Origin of the sequence: Streptomyces sp. NPDC021562 (assembly GCF_040640875.1) — a bacterium.
GTDB lineage: Bacteria > Actinomycetota > Actinomycetes > Streptomycetales > Streptomycetaceae > Streptomyces.
Genome location: NZ_JBFACN010000005.1, coordinates 302,774 through 318,531, shown reverse-complemented (window position 1 = coordinate 318,531; position 15,758 = coordinate 302,774). Strand labels below are relative to the sequence as shown.

The window sequence follows — 15,758 nt, the reverse complement described above, 5'->3', positions numbered from 1 at the left end:
GACTCCGAGAGGAACAGCCCATGTTCCGCCTACGCAGCCTGCGAAGAGCACTCTGTGCCGCGGCCGCCGCGCTCCTCCTTCCCCTCGCCGGTGCGGCGACCTCCGCGCACGCGGCGACCTCCGCGCACGCCGCGACCGCCCCGGGAGCGGGCTACTGGCACACCAGTGGCCGGCAGATCCTGGACGCGGCCGGGCAGCCGGTCCGGATCGCCGGGATCAACTGGTTCGGCTTCGAGACCGCCAACTACGTGGTGCACGGCCTCTGGTCGCGCGACTACAAGAGCATGATCGACCAGATGAGGTCGCTGGGCTACAACACCATCCGGCTGCCCTACAGCGACGACATCTTCAAGAGCACGACCGTCCCCAACAGCATCGACTTCAGCAACGGCAAGAACGCCGACCTGCGAGGGCTGAACTCGTTGCAGGTCATGGACAGGATCGTGGCGTACGCCGGGCAGGACGGCCTCAAGGTCATCCTCGACCGGCACCGTCCGGACTCCGGCGGCCAGTCGGCGCTCTGGTACACCTCGTCCGTTCCCGAGTCGACGTGGATCGCCGATCTGAAGGCGCTCGCGGCACGGTACGCGGCCGATCCGACCGTCATCGGCATCGACCTGCACAACGAGCCGCACGATCCGGCCTGCTGGGGCTGCGGGGACGTGTCCGTCGACTGGCGGCTGGCCGCCCAGCGCGCCGGGAACGCCGTCCTGTCCGTCAACCCGGACCTGCTGATTTTCGTCGAGGGCGTGCAGACCTTCAACGGCGTCTCGGGCTGGTGGGGCGGCAACCTGATGGGTGTCGCGCAGTACCCGGTGCAGCTGAACGTGGCCAACCGGGTGGTGTACTCGGCCCACGACTACGCCACCAGCGTGGCCCAGCAGAGCTGGTTCAGCGATCCGGCGTTCCCGGCCAACATGCCGGGGGTGTGGGACTCGTACTGGGGCTACATCTTCAAGCAGAACATCGCCCCGGTGTGGGTGGGCGAGTTCGGTACCACGCTGGCCTCGGCGGTGGACCAGAAGTGGCTGGCCGCGCTGGTGAGCTACCTGCGGCCGACCTCGACGTACGGTGCCGACTCCTTCCAGTGGACCTTCTGGTCCTGGAACCCGAACTCCGGTGACACCGGCGGCATCCTGAAGGACGACTGGACGACCGTGGACACCGTGAAGGACGGGTACCTGGCGAGCATCAAGGCGCCGTTGTTCCCGGGCACCGGCAGCGGCGGGGGCGGCGGGGGAGGGGGCGGCGGGACGACCGCCTCCTGCGCGGCCTCGTACGCCGTCAGCAGTGACTGGGGCAGCGGCTTCAACGCCACCGTCACGGTCACCAACACCGGTACGACCGCGCTCGGTTCCTGGAAGGTGAGCTGGACGTGGAGCGGGTCGCAGCAGGTGACGAACATGTGGAACGCGTCGTACACCCAGAGCGGGGGGACGGTCACCGCCGTGAACGCCACGCACAACGGGACGGTCCCGGCCGGTGGTTCGACGAGCTTCGGGTTCGGGGGCGCGCCGGGCGGCGGTGCCGTGCCGAGCGTGAGCTGTACGGCGACGTGACGTGAGGCGGGGCGCCCGTGCCCGGACGGGACGGGCGCCGTCACCTGCTTGGTGGACCGTGGCGCCCGAAATGCACGGATGTGCGGTTCCCCGGCGTCAGGCTGTTCCCGATCGCACCGCGACCGCGAAGGAGTCCAGCCATGTCCCACGTGCCCACCGACCTCCGCTACACCGAAGAACACGAGTGGATCCGCACCGCAGCCGACGGCAGCCTGGTCGTCGGCATCACCGACCACGCCCAGAAGAACCTCGGTGACATCGTCTTCTTCGAGCTGCCCGAGGTCGGCAGGAAGGTCGAGGCCGGGCTCCCGGTGGGGATGGTGGAGTCGGTCAAGGCGGCGTCCGACCTGTACACGCCGGTCACCGGGGAGATCGTAGAGGTCAACTCCGACGTCGTCGACGAGCCCGAGGCGGCCAACTCCGATCCCTACGACACCTGGCTCTTCAGGATCAGGCCCACCGGCGGCACCTCCTCCAACGGGCTGCTCGACGCCAAGGCGTACCTGGCGCTCATCGGGGAGTGACGGCACGAGGGGCGCCCGGGGTGGTCCGCCGGGCGCCCCTCGGTCGTGCCCGGCGCTCAGTTCCGCACCGGCCTGAGGCTGTGCCTGCGGCGTGGTTTGGGGGCGTCCAGCAGGCTGACGCCGTTGTAGAGGCGGCTCTGCACGAAGAGTGCGGGAGCGGAGACGAACGAGACGCCGATCGCCACGATGCTGACGGGGAAGAGCGTCGGCAGCGACTGGCCTTCGGGCAGCGTTTCGCCGCCCACATGGACGGCGTAGGGGAAGGCGGTGAAGAAGACGATCACGCAGAGGGCGGCCAGGGTGCGCAGGATGATTTTGGTGCGCCGGGTGCGGGCCTCGGTGCGGACCTCGGCCAGCAGGGACGCGTCACAGACGGGGCAGGTGAGCTCCACCGTCTGCTTGCCGGCCCCCGGGCGGCGGACCCGGAAGACGTTGTCCTTCCAGATCATGGTGCGGGTCCGGACCAGGAAGCCCGTCACCTTGTCGCTGAGGACGTGGCGCACCGCCACCTCGACGGTGCCCGGTATCGGTCTGTTCATGTGCGCGTGGGTCTCCTTCGTCGCACGGCCCGCAGGGGGCACATGGGGCACATAGTGTCCGGTGTGCGACGAAGGGGACTCAACGGTCCCCGGAAGGCTTTGCCTTGATCATGCCTTCCGGGTAAACCAGCAGCTTCTTACGGGAGTTGCCGCGGCGCTGCTAGAGCTTCTCGATCACGTAGTCGATGCACTTCGTCAGGGCCTCGACGTCCGCCGGGTCGATCGCCGGGAACATCGCGACGCGCAGCTGGTTGCGGCCGAGCTTGCGGTAGGGCTCGGTGTCGACGATCCCGTTGGCGCGCAGCGCCTTGGCGACGGCGGCCGCGTCGATCTCGTCGGCGAAGTCGATCGTGCCGATGACCTGGGAGCGCTTGGCCGGGTCCGAGACGAACGGCGTGGCGTACTTCGACTCCTCCGCCCAGGTGTACAGGCGGGTCGAGGAGTCCTTCGTCCGGGCCGTGGCGAAGGCGAGTCCGCCCTGGCCGTTGAGCCACTCCAGCTGCTGGTTCAGCAGGAAGAGGGTGGCGAGGGCCGGGGTGTTGTACGTCTGGTTCTTGCGGGAGTTGTCGATCGCCGTGGGGAGGCTGAAGAACTCCGGGACGTGCCGGCCGGACGCGTGGACGCGCTCGGCGCGCTCGATCGCGGCCGGGGAGAAGACGCCGATCCACAGGCCGCCGTCGGAGGCGAAGGACTTCTGCGGTGCGAAGTAGTAGACGTCGGTCTCGCTGACGTCGACGGGGAGGCCGCCCGCGCCGGAGGTGGCGTCCACGAGCACGAGCGCGCTCTCGTCGGCGCCGGTGACCCGCTTGATCGGCATGGCGACACCGGTCGAGGTCTCGTTGTGGGTGAAGGCGTAGACGTCGACGCCCGCCTCGGCCCGCGGCTCCGGGTGGGTGCCGGGGTCGGAGGAGATCACGGTGGGCTCGGCCAGCCAGGGGGCGAGCTTGGCCGCCTTGGCGAACTTGGACGAGAACTCGCCGAAGGTGAGGTGCTGGGACCTGTCGTCGATCAGTCCGTGGGTGGCGACGTCCCAGAAGGCGGTGGAGCCGCCGTTGCCGAGGACGACCTCGTAGCCGTCCGGGAGGGAGAAGAGGGCGCTGATGCCCTCGCGGACCTGGCCGACCAGGTTCTTGACCGGGGCCTGGCGGTGGGAGGTGCCGAGGAGGGAGGTACCGGTGGCGGCCAGCGCGTCCAGCGCCTCGACCCGCACTTTGGAGGGACCCGCGCCGAACCGACCGTCCGCGGGCTTGATGTCAGCAGGAATCTGGATGTCAGCCACGACTCGGAGGGTATCCGTTGGGAGAAACGGGACGGAACCGTGTCCGTTCGATGAGACGAGATATCGCCACGCCCTGGACTTGTGGGTTTGTACGACGGTATGCGGGGGGTGCGGGAATGACGGCACAGGGCAGAGAGCCGCACCGGACGGCGGAGCGGGCGGCGGACCAGGTGGTGGACCGAGTGGCGGTCCTCTCCGACGTCCACGGGGTGCTGTCGGCGCTGGAGGCGGTCCTGGCGGAGCCGGACGTGGCCGGTGCCGACCGCATCGTCCTCACCGGCGACATCACGGCGGGCCCGCAACCCGCCGCGGTGATCGACAGGCTGCGCGAGCTGGGTGACCGGGTGCTGTGGCTGTCGGGGAACGCGGACCGGGAACTCGTGGAGTACCGCAGGGGCGAGCGTACGGAGATCCCGGACCCCATCGGCGTGTTCGCGGCGAACGCGCTGACCGAGGCCCAGGTCGACCTCCTGGCCGCCCTGCCGGGCACGGCGACCCTCGGCGTCCGGGGCCTCGGCCGCGTCCTGTTCTGCCACGCGACCCCCCGCGACGACGAGGAGATCGTCCTGGTCGACTCGCCCCTGGACCGCTGGGCGGAGGTCCTCGCCGCCCTCGACCCGGACATCGGCACCGTCGTCTGCGGCCACACCCACATGCCCTACGTCCGGCTCGCCCACGGCCGTCTGGTCGTCAACCCCGGCAGTGTGGGCATGCCCTACGGCCGCCCCGGCGCCCACTGGTGCCTCCTCGGCCCCGGCACGGATTTGCGCGTCACGCCGTACGACACGGCGACGGCGGTGGCCCGCCTGGTGCGGGAGTGCGCCTACCCGGAGATCGCTCAGTGGGCCGACTACTTCCTCCACGCCCGCGCGACGGACGCGGAGGTGCTGACGGCCTGGACCCCGAAGGACGGGCGTGCGGCGGGCGCCGCTTCTTAAGCCGGCTCTCAGCTTCTCAAGAGAACTCTCAGGTTCGGGGCCGTTATACAGCTGTTACCCAGGTATTCACAGCACTAGTTTGCCGTTGGCGAGCCTAATTTGCCGTCGCTTGGGATCTGGGCCGTGTAGGTTCATCGATGTCGGGCGGCGGGGATTGCCGAGGATGACGATCCGAAATCCCCGTACGTTGCCCCAGAGAATTCTCGCACCATTCGCACCACTTGCACTACGAACTCTCAAGGAGTCGGAATGAGCCTCAAGAAGCTCGCCCCGCTGCCCCCCAAGCCCAAGAAGCAGCTGCCCCCGCCCCCGCCGCCGAAGCCCAAGAAGAGGGCTCCGAAGCCGGCCCCGAAGCCCATCCAGGGCCCGGGTCAGGACGACTGACGCATTTTTGAAAAGGGCCGACGGTTCGCCGTCGGTCCTTTTCGCTTCCAGAATTCCAGTCATTCCGGTGCCGATGGGCGGAGGTGGTGTGCAATGCGCGTGCAGGAGAGTGGGAGCGCAGAATACGAATACGAGGAGGGCGACGCAGACGACGAGGGCGACGAACACACGCCCACCATTCCGGCCCGCACCGCGTTCCGCCGCTTCTGGCCGCTCACCAGAGGCCTGCGCCGCTGGCTGGTGATCGTCTGGGTGTGCACGGTGATCGCCGCCCTCGCCGAGACCGAGGCCATCCTCCTCTTCGGCGACCTCACCGACCACGCCCTGCAGAAGGGCTCGCTGAACGCCTTCTGGAGCCCGGCGGCCCAGTGGCTGGGCGTGGCGATCGCCGGCGCGGTCGTCGCGTACGCCGGCAACTCCCTCGCCGCCTGGACCACCGAACGCTTCGTCATGCGGCTGCGCGAACAGGTCTTCGACCACGTCCAGCAACTGCCCCCGCACTTCTTCCAGCGCCACCGTCAGGGCGACCTGCTGTCCCGGCTGACCAGTGACGTCGACACCATCGAGACCCTGGTCGTGTCCGGACTCGTGGGTGCCGCGTCCGCCCTGTTCAGCGCGGTCTTCTATGCCGCCGCCGCGTTCTGGCTGCGCTGGGACCTGGCCGCCGCCACCTTCGTCCTCGCCCCGCTGTTCTGGCTGGCCGCGCGCCGCTTCGCCGGCTCCATCAAGGACGTGTCCAGGCAGGGCCGGGTCGCCGACGGCGCCATCACGTCCGTCGTCGAGGAGTCCCTCGGCAACATCGTGCTCACCCAGGCCTACGACCGCCGGGACGCCGAACGCCGGCGCCTCAACGAGGAGGCGAACGCCTGGTTCCGCGCCTCCGTCCGCTCCACCCGTCTCAACGAGGCCTACCAGCAGCTCGTCGCGGTCATCGAGACCGTCTGCGTCCTCGCGGTGATCGGCATCGGCGCCTGGGAGATCTCCACCGGCCGCATGACCCTCGGCCAGCTCCTCGCCTTCTCCGCCTTCCTCGGCTACCTCTACCCGCCCGTGCGCGGCCTCGCCCAGCTCGGCCTCACCGTCACCGCCGCCACGGCGGGCGCGGAGCGGCTGATCGAGATCCTCGACGTGCGGCCCTCGGTCACCGATCCCCGCCGCGGCACCGACTCCGGCCGGCCCGACGGCGCCGTCGAGGTCCACGACGTCGGCTTCCGCTACCCCGGCGCCGACCGGACCGCACTGGACGGCCTGTCCTTCACCGTCAGCCCCGGCGAACTCGTGATCATCACCGGCCCGAGCGGCGCCGGCAAGTCGACCGTCTCCAAGCTGCTGCTCCGCTTCTACGACCCGGACAGCGGCGAGATCCTCCTCGACGGCGTCCCCCTCCGCGACTTCCCCCTCGCCCGCCTGCGCGAGTTCGTCACTCTCCTCCCCCAGGAGACCCTCGTCCTGCACGACACCGTCCGCGCCAACATCGCCTGCGGCCGGCCCGGCGCCAGCGACCAGGCCATCGAGGACGCCGCGAGGGCGGCCGACGCGCACGACTTCGTCGTCCGGCTCCCCGACGGCTACGACACCAAGGTCGACCCCAACTCGGCCCGGCTCTCCGGCGGACAGCTCCAGCGCCTGGCCATCGCCCGCGCGATCCTGCGCGACGCCCCGGTGCTGGTCCTCGACGAACCGACCACCGGCCTGGACGCGATGGCCGCGCGCCGCGTCGTCAAGCCGCTGCGCCGCCTGATGACCGGCCGTACCACCATCATGATCACCCACGACCTCAACCTCGCCCCCGACGCCGACCGCATCCTCGTCGTCGACGGCGGCCGGATCGTGGAGACCGGCCGCCACGACGAACTCCTCGCCCGCGGCGGCGCCTACTCCCGGCTGCACCGCTCCCAGAACAACGCGATCATGGACACCGGCGAACTGCGCCTGCCGCTGTTCGCCGAGTACAGCGCCCCGACGGCACAGGCCGACGGGTACGCCCACGCGCAGCCGTACGGGAACACGTACGGCAACGGCAACGGCTACGACGCCCACGACGGGTACGCGGCCGCGGGGCTGTGGCCCCAGGCCGCCCACGAAGCCCACCCGGAGGCGGAGCCCTGGCCCGGCGGCTGGGCCGCGGACGGGCCGCACCTCGGGTGAGTGACCGTCAGACGCGCCTTGTTACACACCTATTGCACAGGGGATCTTCAAAAGTCCTCCACTTGGTTCGTAGGCTGCGTACGCCAATGGGCTCGGCCGGGGGCGACCCGCCGGGCCCCTCGCCATCCCAGGGGGATTCACATGCGTATGCGTGTCGCGGCCACCGCTCTGTCCGGTGCGGTCGCACTGTCCGCGTTCGTCGTCCCGGTGGCCGCCCAGGCGGCGTCGGGTCCGAGCGCGAAGGCGCGGCTCGGCTCCTTCTCCGCGAAGTCCGTGTCCGCCGGGCACGCCGCGAACTCCGCGCGGACCGTCCGTCCGAAGACCGGGATCGGGACCATCACCTTCTCGAAGGGTGTCGTCAACGGCGGCAAGGACATCGTCCTCGGCACCACCACCAACAAGTCCGTCACCGCGACCTACACCGCCACCAGCTCCAGCGGTGTCGCACTCACGGAGGCCTTCCTCTGGCAGGGCACCGACCCCTCCAGCACGGACACCATCACCGGCGCCCTGGGCACCGACGACGACCCGGTCTGCACCGAGTCGACCACCCAGACCGGCGTGTACAGCTGCAAGGCCGTCTTCAACATCCACGCGGCCACCGACCTGAAGAACAACGGCGTCGCCGGCACCTGGAAGCTCGCCCTCGGCGGCTACGACCTCAACGCGAGCGCCAGCTTCGACGACAACGTCGGCACCGGCAAGATCAAGAAGGCGTCCAAGCTGACCGCCGACGCCACCCCGGAGCCGGTGAAGAAGGGCAAGACCATCACCGTCACCGGCAAGCTGACGCGCGCCGACTGGAACACCGGCAAGTACACCGGCTACGCGTCGCGGAAGGTGCAGCTGCAGTTCCGCAAAAAGGGCAGCAACACCTACACCACGCTCAAGACCATCACCGCCGGCACCGGCGGCGCCCTGAAGACCACCACCAAGGCGACCGTCGACGGCTACTACCGCTACTCCTTCGCCACCAACGCCACCACCGGCGCCACCACGGCGGCCGGCGACTACGTCGACGTCAGGTAACCCTTTCCGTGAACCGCGCCCTCTCCGGGAGCGGCTCCATCCGGCCACGGCCCGGCGGCGAAACGATTCGCTGCCGGGCCGTGCGTCATGGGTGACCTGCGAGAAGAGGGACGGTTCGGGCGGAATGCGGCCGGGACAGTCCCATAAGGGCTTCACGCGCCTGTCCAGGTCCATTACTCTGGACTGAACAGTGCATCGCGATGAACGACGAGTCCCCTGGAACGCCCGTGGCCACCCCCAGCACCCCGCAGCCGACGCCCACTCCCGCGCCCCCGTCCGCCGCCGCGGGAACCCCAGGTCGGCTGGGCTCGCTCGGTCCCGTCGGTCTGGTGCTGGCCGGGGGGATCTCCGTGCAGTTCGGCGGTGCCCTCGCGGTGACCCTGATGCCCAGGGCGGGCGCGCTCGGCGTGGTCACCCTGCGGCTCCTCGCCGCCGCCGTGGTCCTGCTCGTCGTCTGCCGGCCCCGGCTGCGCGGCCACTCCCGCGCCGACTGGGGCACGGTCGTCGTCTTCGGCATCACCATGGGCGCGATGAACGGCCTGTTCTACGAGGCCGTCGACCGCATCCCGCTGGGCACCGCCGTCACCCTGGAGGTCCTCGGCCCGCTGGCCCTCTCCGTCCTGGCCTCCCGGCGCCTCATCAACGTGCTCTGGGCGGGCCTCGCGCTGGGCGGGGTCTTCCTCCTCGGCGGCGGAGGCTTCGGCGACCTCGACCCCGTGGGCGTCGCCTTCGCCCTGGGCGCGGGCGCCATGTGGGCCACGTACATCATCTTCAGCGCCCGCACCGGCCGCCGCTTCCCGCAGGCCGACGGCCTCGCCCTGGCCATGGCGGTCGCGGCCCTGCTCTTCCTCCCGCTGGGCATCGCCTCCGCCGGAACCAGGCTGCTGGACCCGACCACCGTCGCCCTCGGCTCGTCGGTGGCGATCCTCTCCTCCGTCCTGCCCTACACCCTCGAACTCCTCGCCCTGCGGCGCCTGCCCGCCCACACCTTCGCCGTCCTCATGAGCCTGGAACCGGCGCTCGCCGCCACGGCCGGCTTCCTCGTCCTCGACCAGGCCCTCACCGCCACCGAAGCGGCCGCCATCGCCCTCGTCATCGCGGCGAGCATCGGCGCGGTCCGCAGTCAGGTGGGCCGCGGCCGCCGTCGGCCGGCCGCCGGTCCCCGGGCGGAGGCGGTGCCGGTGATCGGCGCCCAGCCGGAGCAGGTCGCCGGCGTACGACCGGAGCCCGTGCGTGGCTCTCAGGCCGTCCCGGCGGTGGGTTCTCAGGCGGACGGGAACGGCAGCGCGTCCTGATAGCCGTTCGCCGGGCGCTGGATCTTCTTCACCGTCTGGGCGTCCAGCGCGACCGGCGCGGTCTTCGTGCCCAGCTTCCCGCCGGGATGCCAGTTCCCCGTGACCGACACCCAGGTGTTGGCGGGCGGCATGCCGTTGCTGTAGATCCGTACCTTCACGGACTGCGCGTCGGCCGCACAGCAGGAGATGATGATCCGCGTCAGGTACCAGCTCCCGCCCGAGGCGGCGGGCGTGACCAGTCCGCTCATCTGCACCGTCCGTGCCCTGATGGCCAGTGAGCGGTCCTGCTGCACCCGGGTGGTGAAGTCCGTGAGGGTGATGGGCAGGGGCGAGCTCCTCGGCAGCGGGGCGAAGCTGTCCTGCTCCGCCACGACCTTGGCGGGCTGCCGCGAAGCGGTGTAGGCGCCGAGCGCCGGCGGGGCGTAGAAGAGCAGGCTGAGCGCGGGCAGCAGAAGCAGCCAGGCGACCCGGGGGACGGCCGCGTGGTCGTGACCGTGGTGGGAGTCGTGACCCTCCTGCGCGGCACCGTGACCGCCGGGCCCCGTGCGTCCCTCCCGTGCCACCGCCTCCGCGACGCCCAGCACCAGCAGCACGAAACCGGACACGATCAGCAACGGCCGCATCCCCGGCTTCACGTACCGCAGGCACATGTCGGTGAAGAGGGCGGACTGCAGCAGACCCAGGCCGCTGAGGACCAGCAGGATCACCTGGAGCGGACGTCTCACAGCAGCATCCCTCCGACCAGCACACTGCACAGGACCGCGACCACCGTCGTGGCGGCCGAGAAGCGGGCCGCGAAGGCCCGGCCGAACGTGCCCGCCTGCAAGGCGATCAACTTCAGGTCGACCATCGGGCCGACCACCATGAACGTCAGCCGGGCGGTGGGCGAGAAGCCGGTGAGCGACGACGCCACGAACGCGTCCGCCTCCGAGCACACCGCGAGGATGACCGCCAGTGCGGCCAGGAACAGCACCGACAGCCACGGCGAACCGGAGAAGGTGTCGAGCACCGAGCGCGGCACCGCCACGTTGAACGTGGCCGCGGCCATGGCGCCGACCACCAGGAACCCGCCGGCCTGCAGGAAGTCGTGCTGGAAGGCGCGCCGGAACTCCGTCCACCGATGGTGTCCCGGCTGGTGCCCGGTGTGCCGTACGGCGGGCCGCAGCCACTCCTCCCGGCCCAGCCACAGCCACAGCCAGCCCATCACGGCCGCGGTCACCAGCGAGGCGACCAGCCGGGCCAGCACCATGAGGGGGGTGCCGGGGAAGGCGATGGCGGTGGCGGTCAGCACGACCGGGTTGATGGCGGGCGCCGAGAGCAGGAACGCGAACGCGGCGGCCGGGGTGACGCCACGCCCGATCAGGGAGCCGGCCACCGGAACCGACGCGCACTCGCAGCCCGGCAGCACCACACCCGCGATGCCGGCGACCGGCACGGCCAGCGCGGGCCGCTCCGGCAGCAGCCGCGTGAACACCCGCTCCGGCACGAACGCGTTGATCGCCCCCGACAGGGCCGTACCGAGCAGCAGGAACGGGGTCGCCTGCACGATCACGGCGAGACACACCGTCTGCCAGGCCTGCAACGCGGCCTTGCTCACGCCCTGACCGACGAGGAAGAGGGCGGTGCCGGGCAGGACGGCGGCGGCCACCAGGACGAGGAGCCAGAACCGGGGGAGCTCCCGCGAGGGCGGGTCCTCGGCCGCCGTGTCCACCGGGCCACCGCTCGCCGTGGGCGCTACGACGGCCGTCGCCTCCGCCCCCACGGCGAGTTCATCAGTCCTCCGCACGCCCCGTACGCCTCGCACATCACTCCATCGCCGGATGTTCGCCTCGAACATAGGGCATAGGGCCGCCGTCGCCCCACCGGACCGCCCCAAGGGATGCCCCAGGATCACCCCGGAGGTCGCCAAGGGCCGTCCGCCGAAATCAATGCAAGCACGCTTGATTGTTTTGAGGGGCGCTGCCATGCTCCTCCCCATGTCCGATCCGACGCCCGTCATCGACGACCTGCGTGCGGAGAGCGAGGAACTCGACCGGCTGGTGGCCGCGTCGGGAACCGAGCAGTGGGCCCTGCCCACCCCCGCGCCCCGCTGGACCGTCGCCCACCAGATCGCCCACCTCGCCTGGACCGACCACTCCTCGCTGCTGGCCGTGACCGACCAGGACGCCTTCGCCCGCGAGGTCGAGAAAGCGCTGACCGCGCCCGGGGACTTCGTGGACAACGGGGCGGAGGAGGGCGCCGCCAAGCCCCCCGCCCGGTTGCTGGCGGACTGGCGGGCCGGGCGGGAGGCCCTCGACCAGGCACTGCGCGCGGCACCCGCAGGCGCCCGCTTCCCCTGGTACGGCCCCCCTATGTCGGTCGCCTCGATGGCCACCGCGCGCCTCATGGAGACCTGGGCGCACGGCCTGGACATCGCGGACGCGCTGGGCGTGACCCGCGCCCCCACCGACCGCCTCCGGCACATCGCCCGGCTCGGTGTACGCACCCGCGACTTCGCCTTCGGCGTGCACGGACTGCCCGTGCCGTTCGAGGAGTTCCGCGTCGAACTGACCGCTCCGTCGGGCGACCTGTGGACGTACGGCCCCGAGGACGCGGCCGACCGGGTCAGCGGCCCCGCCCTCGACTTCTGCCTCCTGGTCACCCAGCGCGCCCACCGCGCCGACCTCGCCCTCGAAACCGTCGGCCCCGACGCCGACCGCTGGCTGGACATCGCCCAGGCCTTCGCGGGCCCGCCCGGCCCCGGCCGCACCCCGAAGGGCGGCTCCGCGTGACCCCCCTCCGCATAGGCAACGCCTCCGGCTTCTACGGCGACCGTTTCGGCGCCATGCGCGAGATGCTCACCGGCGGTGAACTCGACGTCCTCACCGGTGACTACCTCGCCGAGCTGACCATGCTCATCCTGGGCCGGGACCGGCTCAAGGATCCCGGCGCCGGATACGCCCGCACCTTCCTGCGCCAGCTGGAGGACTGCCTCGGCCTGGCCCAGGAGCGGGGTGTGCGGATCGTCACGAACGCGGGCGGCCTCAACCCCGCCGGACTCGCCGACGCCGTACGGGAACTGGCCGGCCGGCTCTGTATCGGTGTGCGCGTCGCCCATGTGGAGGGCGACGACCTCACCGCCGCCCACCCCGGCAGCCTCGCCGCCCACGCCTACCTCGGCGGCTTCGGGATCGCCGAGTGCCTGCGGGCCGGCGCGGACATCGTGGTCACCGGCCGGGTGACCGACGCGGCCCTGGTCACCGGCCCCGCCGCCGCCCACTTCGGCTGGCGCCCGGAGGACTACGACCGGCTCGCGGGCGCCGTCGTCGCCGGGCACGTGCTGGAGTGCGGGACGCAGGCCACCGGCGGCAACTACGCGTTCTTCTCCGAGGCGACGGCCGCGGGCCGGGACCTGCGGCACCCCGGCTTCCCGCTCGCCGAACTCCACGAGGACGGCAGCTGCGTCATCACCAAGCACCCCGGCACCGGCGGTCTCGTCGACGTCGGCACGGTGACCGCCCAGCTCCTCTACGAGACCGGCGGCGCCCGGTACGCGGGCCCCGACGTCACCGCCCGCCTCGACACCGTGCGGCTCGGCCAGGACGGCCCCGACCGGGTGCGGATCGAGGGTGTCCGGGGCGAGTCACCGCCCCCCTCCCTCAAGGTCGGCCGCAACCGGCTCGGCGGCTTCCGCAACGAGGTCGTCTTCGTCCTCACCGGCCTGGACATCGAGGCGAAGGCCGCACTGGTGCGGGAGCAGATGGCCGACGCGCTCGCCAAGTCCCCTCCGTCCGGTGTCACGTGGGAGCTGGCGCGCACCGACCGCCCCGACGCGGACACCGAGGAGACGGCCGGCGCGCTGCTCCGGCTCGTCGTCCGGGACCGGGACCAGGAGACGGTCGGAAGGGCGCTGACCGGAGCCGCGGTGGAACTGGCGCTCGCCAGCTACCCCGGCTTCCATGTGCTCGCCCCACCGGGGAAGGGCGCACCCTACGGGGTCTTCGAGGACGTGTACGTCCCCCAGGGCGACGTGCCCCATGTGGCGGTCCTCCACGACGGGCGACGGATCCCTGTGCCGCCGGCCCAGGACACCCTCGTACTCCAGGACCCGCCCGAACCGCCCCCGCCCGAGCCGTACCCGGCCGGCGGCCCCACCCGGCGGGCACCGCTCGGGCTCCTCGCGGGCGCCCGCAGCGGGGACAAGGGCGGGAACGCCAACGTCGGCGTCTGGGTGCGCTCGGACGAGGCCTGGCGCTGGCTCGCGCACACCCTGACGGTCGAGACCTTCCGCCGACTGCTCCCCGAGACCGCCGAGTTGCCGGTCACCCGGCACCTGCTCCCGAACCTCCGCGCCCTCAACTTCACCGTCGAGGGCATCCTCGGCCAGGGCGTGGCCGCCCAGCACCGTTTCGACCCCCAGGCCAAGGCCCTCGGCGAATGGCTCCGCTCCCGCCACCTGGACATCCCGGAGGCTCTGCTGTGACGGTCATCGAGACCACCCTCGACACGAACTCCCCTGATTTCCGGGCCAACCGCGACGCCATGCTCGCCAAGCTCGCCGATCTGGAGGCCGAGCACGCCAAGGCCCTCGCGGGCGGCGGCGGGAAGTACGTCGCGAGGCACCGGGCCCGCGGCAAACTCCTCGCCCGCGAGCGCATCGAACTGCTCCTCGACCCCGACACGCCGTTCCTGGAGCTGTCCCCGCTGGCCGCCTGGGGCAGCGACCACGCCGTCGGCGCCTCGCTCGTCACCGGGATCGGCGTGGTCGAGGGCGTGGAGTGCCTGATCACCGCCAACGACCCGACCGTGCGCGGCGGCGCCAGCAACCCCTGGTCACTGAAGAAGGCCCTGCGCGCCGACGACATCGCCCTCGCCAACCGGCTGCCCTGCATCAGCCTGGTCGAGTCCGGCGGCGCCGACCTGCCCTCGCAGAAGGAGATCTTCATCCCGGGCGGCGCGATCTTCCGCGACCTCACCCGGCTCTCGGCCGCCGGCATCCCCACCGTCGCCGTCGTCTTCGGCAACTCGACCGCCGGCGGCGCCTACGTCCCCGGCATGTCCGACCACGTGATCATGGTCAAGGAGCGGGCCAAGGTCTTCCTCGGCGGCCCGCCCCTGGTGAAGATGGCCACCGGCGAGGAGAGCGACGACGAGTCACTCGGCGGCGCCGAGATGCACGCGCGCGTGTCGGGCCTCGCCGACTACTTCGCCGTGGACGAACCGGACGCGCTGCGCCAGGCCCGCCGGGTGGTCGCCCGCCTCAACCACCGCAAGGCCCACCCCGACCCCGGCCCCGCCGAACCGCCCACGTACGACCCGGAGGAACTCCTCGGCATCGTCCCCGGCGACCTCAGGATCCCCTTCGACCCGCGCGAGGTGATCGCCCGCCTCGTCGACGCCTCCGACTTCGACGAGTTCAAGCCGCTGTACGGGACGAGCCTCGTCACCGGCTGGGCGAGCCTGCACGGCTACCCCGTCGGCATCCTCGCCAACGCCCAGGGCGTCCTGTTCTCCGCCGAGTCGCAGAAGGCCGCCCAGTTCATCCAGCTCGCCAACCAGCGCGACATCCCCCTGCTGTTCCTCCACAACACCACCGGATACATGGTCGGCAAGGAGTACGAGCAGGGCGGGATCATCAAACACGGCGCCATGATGATCAACGCGGTCAGCAACAGCCGCGTCCCGCACCTCTCCGTCCTCATGGGCGCCTCCTACGGCGCCGGGCACTACGGCATGTGCGGCCGCGCCTACGACCCCCGTTTCCTGTTCGCCTGGCCCAGCGCCAAGTCCGCCGTCATGGGCCCGCAGCAGCTCGCCGGCGTGCTGTCGATCGTCGCCCGCCAGTCGGCCGCCGCCAAGGGCCTGCCGTACGACGAGGAGGGCGACGCGGCCCTGCGCGCCATGGTCGAGCAGCAGATCGAGTCCGAGTCGCTCCCGATGTTCCTGTCCGGGCGGCTCTACGACGACGGCGTCATCGACCCCCGCGACACCCGCACCGTCCTCGGCGTCGCCCTGTCCGCCATCCACACCGCCCCCTACGAAGGCGCGCGCGGCGGCTTCGGCGTCTTCCGGATGTGAGGGAAC

The 15,758-nt window shown here is 71.3% G+C and carries 14 protein-coding genes; 10 read left to right on the top strand and 4 right to left on the bottom strand.

Translation table 11 applies throughout. The features are described from left to right. Nucleotides 1-20: 20 nt before the first annotated feature. The gene (locus AB0G52_RS10410; RefSeq protein WP_361335625.1) at nucleotides 21-1,559 is read left to right on the top strand and encodes a cellulase family glycosylhydrolase; all 1,539 of its coding nucleotides are present in this window, start codon (nucleotides 21-23) and stop codon (nucleotides 1,557-1,559) included. A 140-nt stretch (nucleotides 1,560-1,699) separates the two neighbouring features. Then, nucleotides 1,700-2,083 carry a glycine cleavage system protein GcvH gene (gene gcvH / locus AB0G52_RS10405; protein WP_132891658.1) on the top strand — a complete coding sequence of 128 codons (384 nt, stop codon included), beginning with the start codon at nucleotides 1,700-1,702 and terminating at the stop codon, nucleotides 2,081-2,083. Nucleotides 2,084-2,139: 56 nt separating this feature from the next. Here gcvH and AB0G52_RS10400 read toward each other — a convergent pair whose 3' ends face one another. Beyond that, the gene (locus AB0G52_RS10400) at nucleotides 2,140-2,622 is read right to left on the bottom strand and encodes a hypothetical protein (RefSeq protein WP_361335622.1); all 483 of its coding nucleotides are present in this window, start codon (nucleotides 2,620-2,622) and stop codon (nucleotides 2,140-2,142) included. A gap of 160 nt (nucleotides 2,623-2,782) precedes the next feature. Next, nucleotides 2,783-3,901, bottom strand: a complete 1,119-nt coding sequence (gene serC, locus AB0G52_RS10395; protein ID WP_132891656.1) for a phosphoserine transaminase — start codon at nucleotides 3,899-3,901, stop codon at nucleotides 2,783-2,785. Between the two features lie 170 nt (nucleotides 3,902-4,071). On the opposite strand from serC, the gene AB0G52_RS10390 reads away from it, so the two are divergent. From AB0G52_RS10390 to AB0G52_RS10370, 5 genes are all read left to right on the top strand, one after another. Next, nucleotides 4,072-4,839 (top strand): metallophosphoesterase family protein, encoded by a 768-nt coding sequence (locus AB0G52_RS10390; RefSeq protein ID WP_361335805.1) that lies wholly within the window; start codon nucleotides 4,072-4,074, stop codon nucleotides 4,837-4,839. Nucleotides 4,840-5,088: 249 nt separating this feature from the next. Continuing rightward, entirely contained in the window at nucleotides 5,089-5,223 is a 135-nt protein-coding gene (locus AB0G52_RS10385; protein ID WP_358974206.1) for a hypothetical protein, read from the top strand. Between the two features lie 93 nt (nucleotides 5,224-5,316). Continuing rightward, entirely contained in the window at nucleotides 5,317-7,371 is a 2,055-nt protein-coding gene (locus AB0G52_RS10380) for an ABC transporter ATP-binding protein (RefSeq protein ID WP_361335618.1), read from the top strand. Between the two features lie 141 nt (nucleotides 7,372-7,512). Further along, nucleotides 7,513-8,400 carry a hypothetical protein gene (locus AB0G52_RS10375; protein WP_361335615.1) on the top strand — a complete coding sequence of 296 codons (888 nt, stop codon included), beginning with the start codon at nucleotides 7,513-7,515 and terminating at the stop codon, nucleotides 8,398-8,400. Nucleotides 8,401-8,600: 200 nt separating this feature from the next. Next, the gene (locus AB0G52_RS10370; protein ID WP_361335612.1) at nucleotides 8,601-9,695 is read left to right on the top strand and encodes an EamA family transporter; all 1,095 of its coding nucleotides are present in this window, start codon (nucleotides 8,601-8,603) and stop codon (nucleotides 9,693-9,695) included. Here the strand turns inward: AB0G52_RS10370 and AB0G52_RS10365 are convergent. Further along, nucleotides 9,665-10,420, bottom strand: a complete 756-nt coding sequence (locus AB0G52_RS10365) for a TIGR03943 family protein (protein ID WP_361335609.1) — start codon at nucleotides 10,418-10,420, stop codon at nucleotides 9,665-9,667. The genes AB0G52_RS10370 and AB0G52_RS10365 overlap by 31 nt on opposite strands. Next, nucleotides 10,417-11,481: a permease gene (locus tag AB0G52_RS10360; RefSeq protein ID WP_361335606.1), complete on the bottom strand. Its 1,065-nt coding sequence runs from the start codon at nucleotides 11,479-11,481 to the stop codon at nucleotides 10,417-10,419. The genes AB0G52_RS10365 and AB0G52_RS10360 overlap by 4 nt, the downstream gene beginning before the upstream one ends. A 190-nt stretch (nucleotides 11,482-11,671) precedes the next feature. On the opposite strand from AB0G52_RS10360, the gene AB0G52_RS10355 reads away from it, so the two are divergent. Genes AB0G52_RS10355 through AB0G52_RS10345 form a run of 3 tightly spaced genes read left to right on the top strand, consistent with a single transcriptional unit; the run spans nucleotide 11,672 to nucleotide 15,752 of the window. Then, nucleotides 11,672-12,466, top strand: a complete 795-nt coding sequence (locus AB0G52_RS10355) for a TIGR03084 family metal-binding protein (RefSeq protein WP_132891651.1) — start codon at nucleotides 11,672-11,674, stop codon at nucleotides 12,464-12,466. Next, nucleotides 12,463-14,157 (top strand): acyclic terpene utilization AtuA family protein, encoded by a 1,695-nt coding sequence (locus AB0G52_RS10350; protein WP_132891650.1) that lies wholly within the window; start codon nucleotides 12,463-12,465, stop codon nucleotides 14,155-14,157. Before AB0G52_RS10355 ends, AB0G52_RS10350 begins: the two co-directional genes overlap by 4 nt. Next, a complete protein-coding gene (locus AB0G52_RS10345; protein ID WP_132891649.1) occupies nucleotides 14,154-15,752 on the top strand; it encodes a carboxyl transferase domain-containing protein in 1,599 nt (532 codons plus the stop codon). The genes AB0G52_RS10350 and AB0G52_RS10345 overlap by 4 nt, the downstream gene beginning before the upstream one ends. The last annotated feature ends 6 nt before the right edge of the window (nucleotides 15,753-15,758 follow it).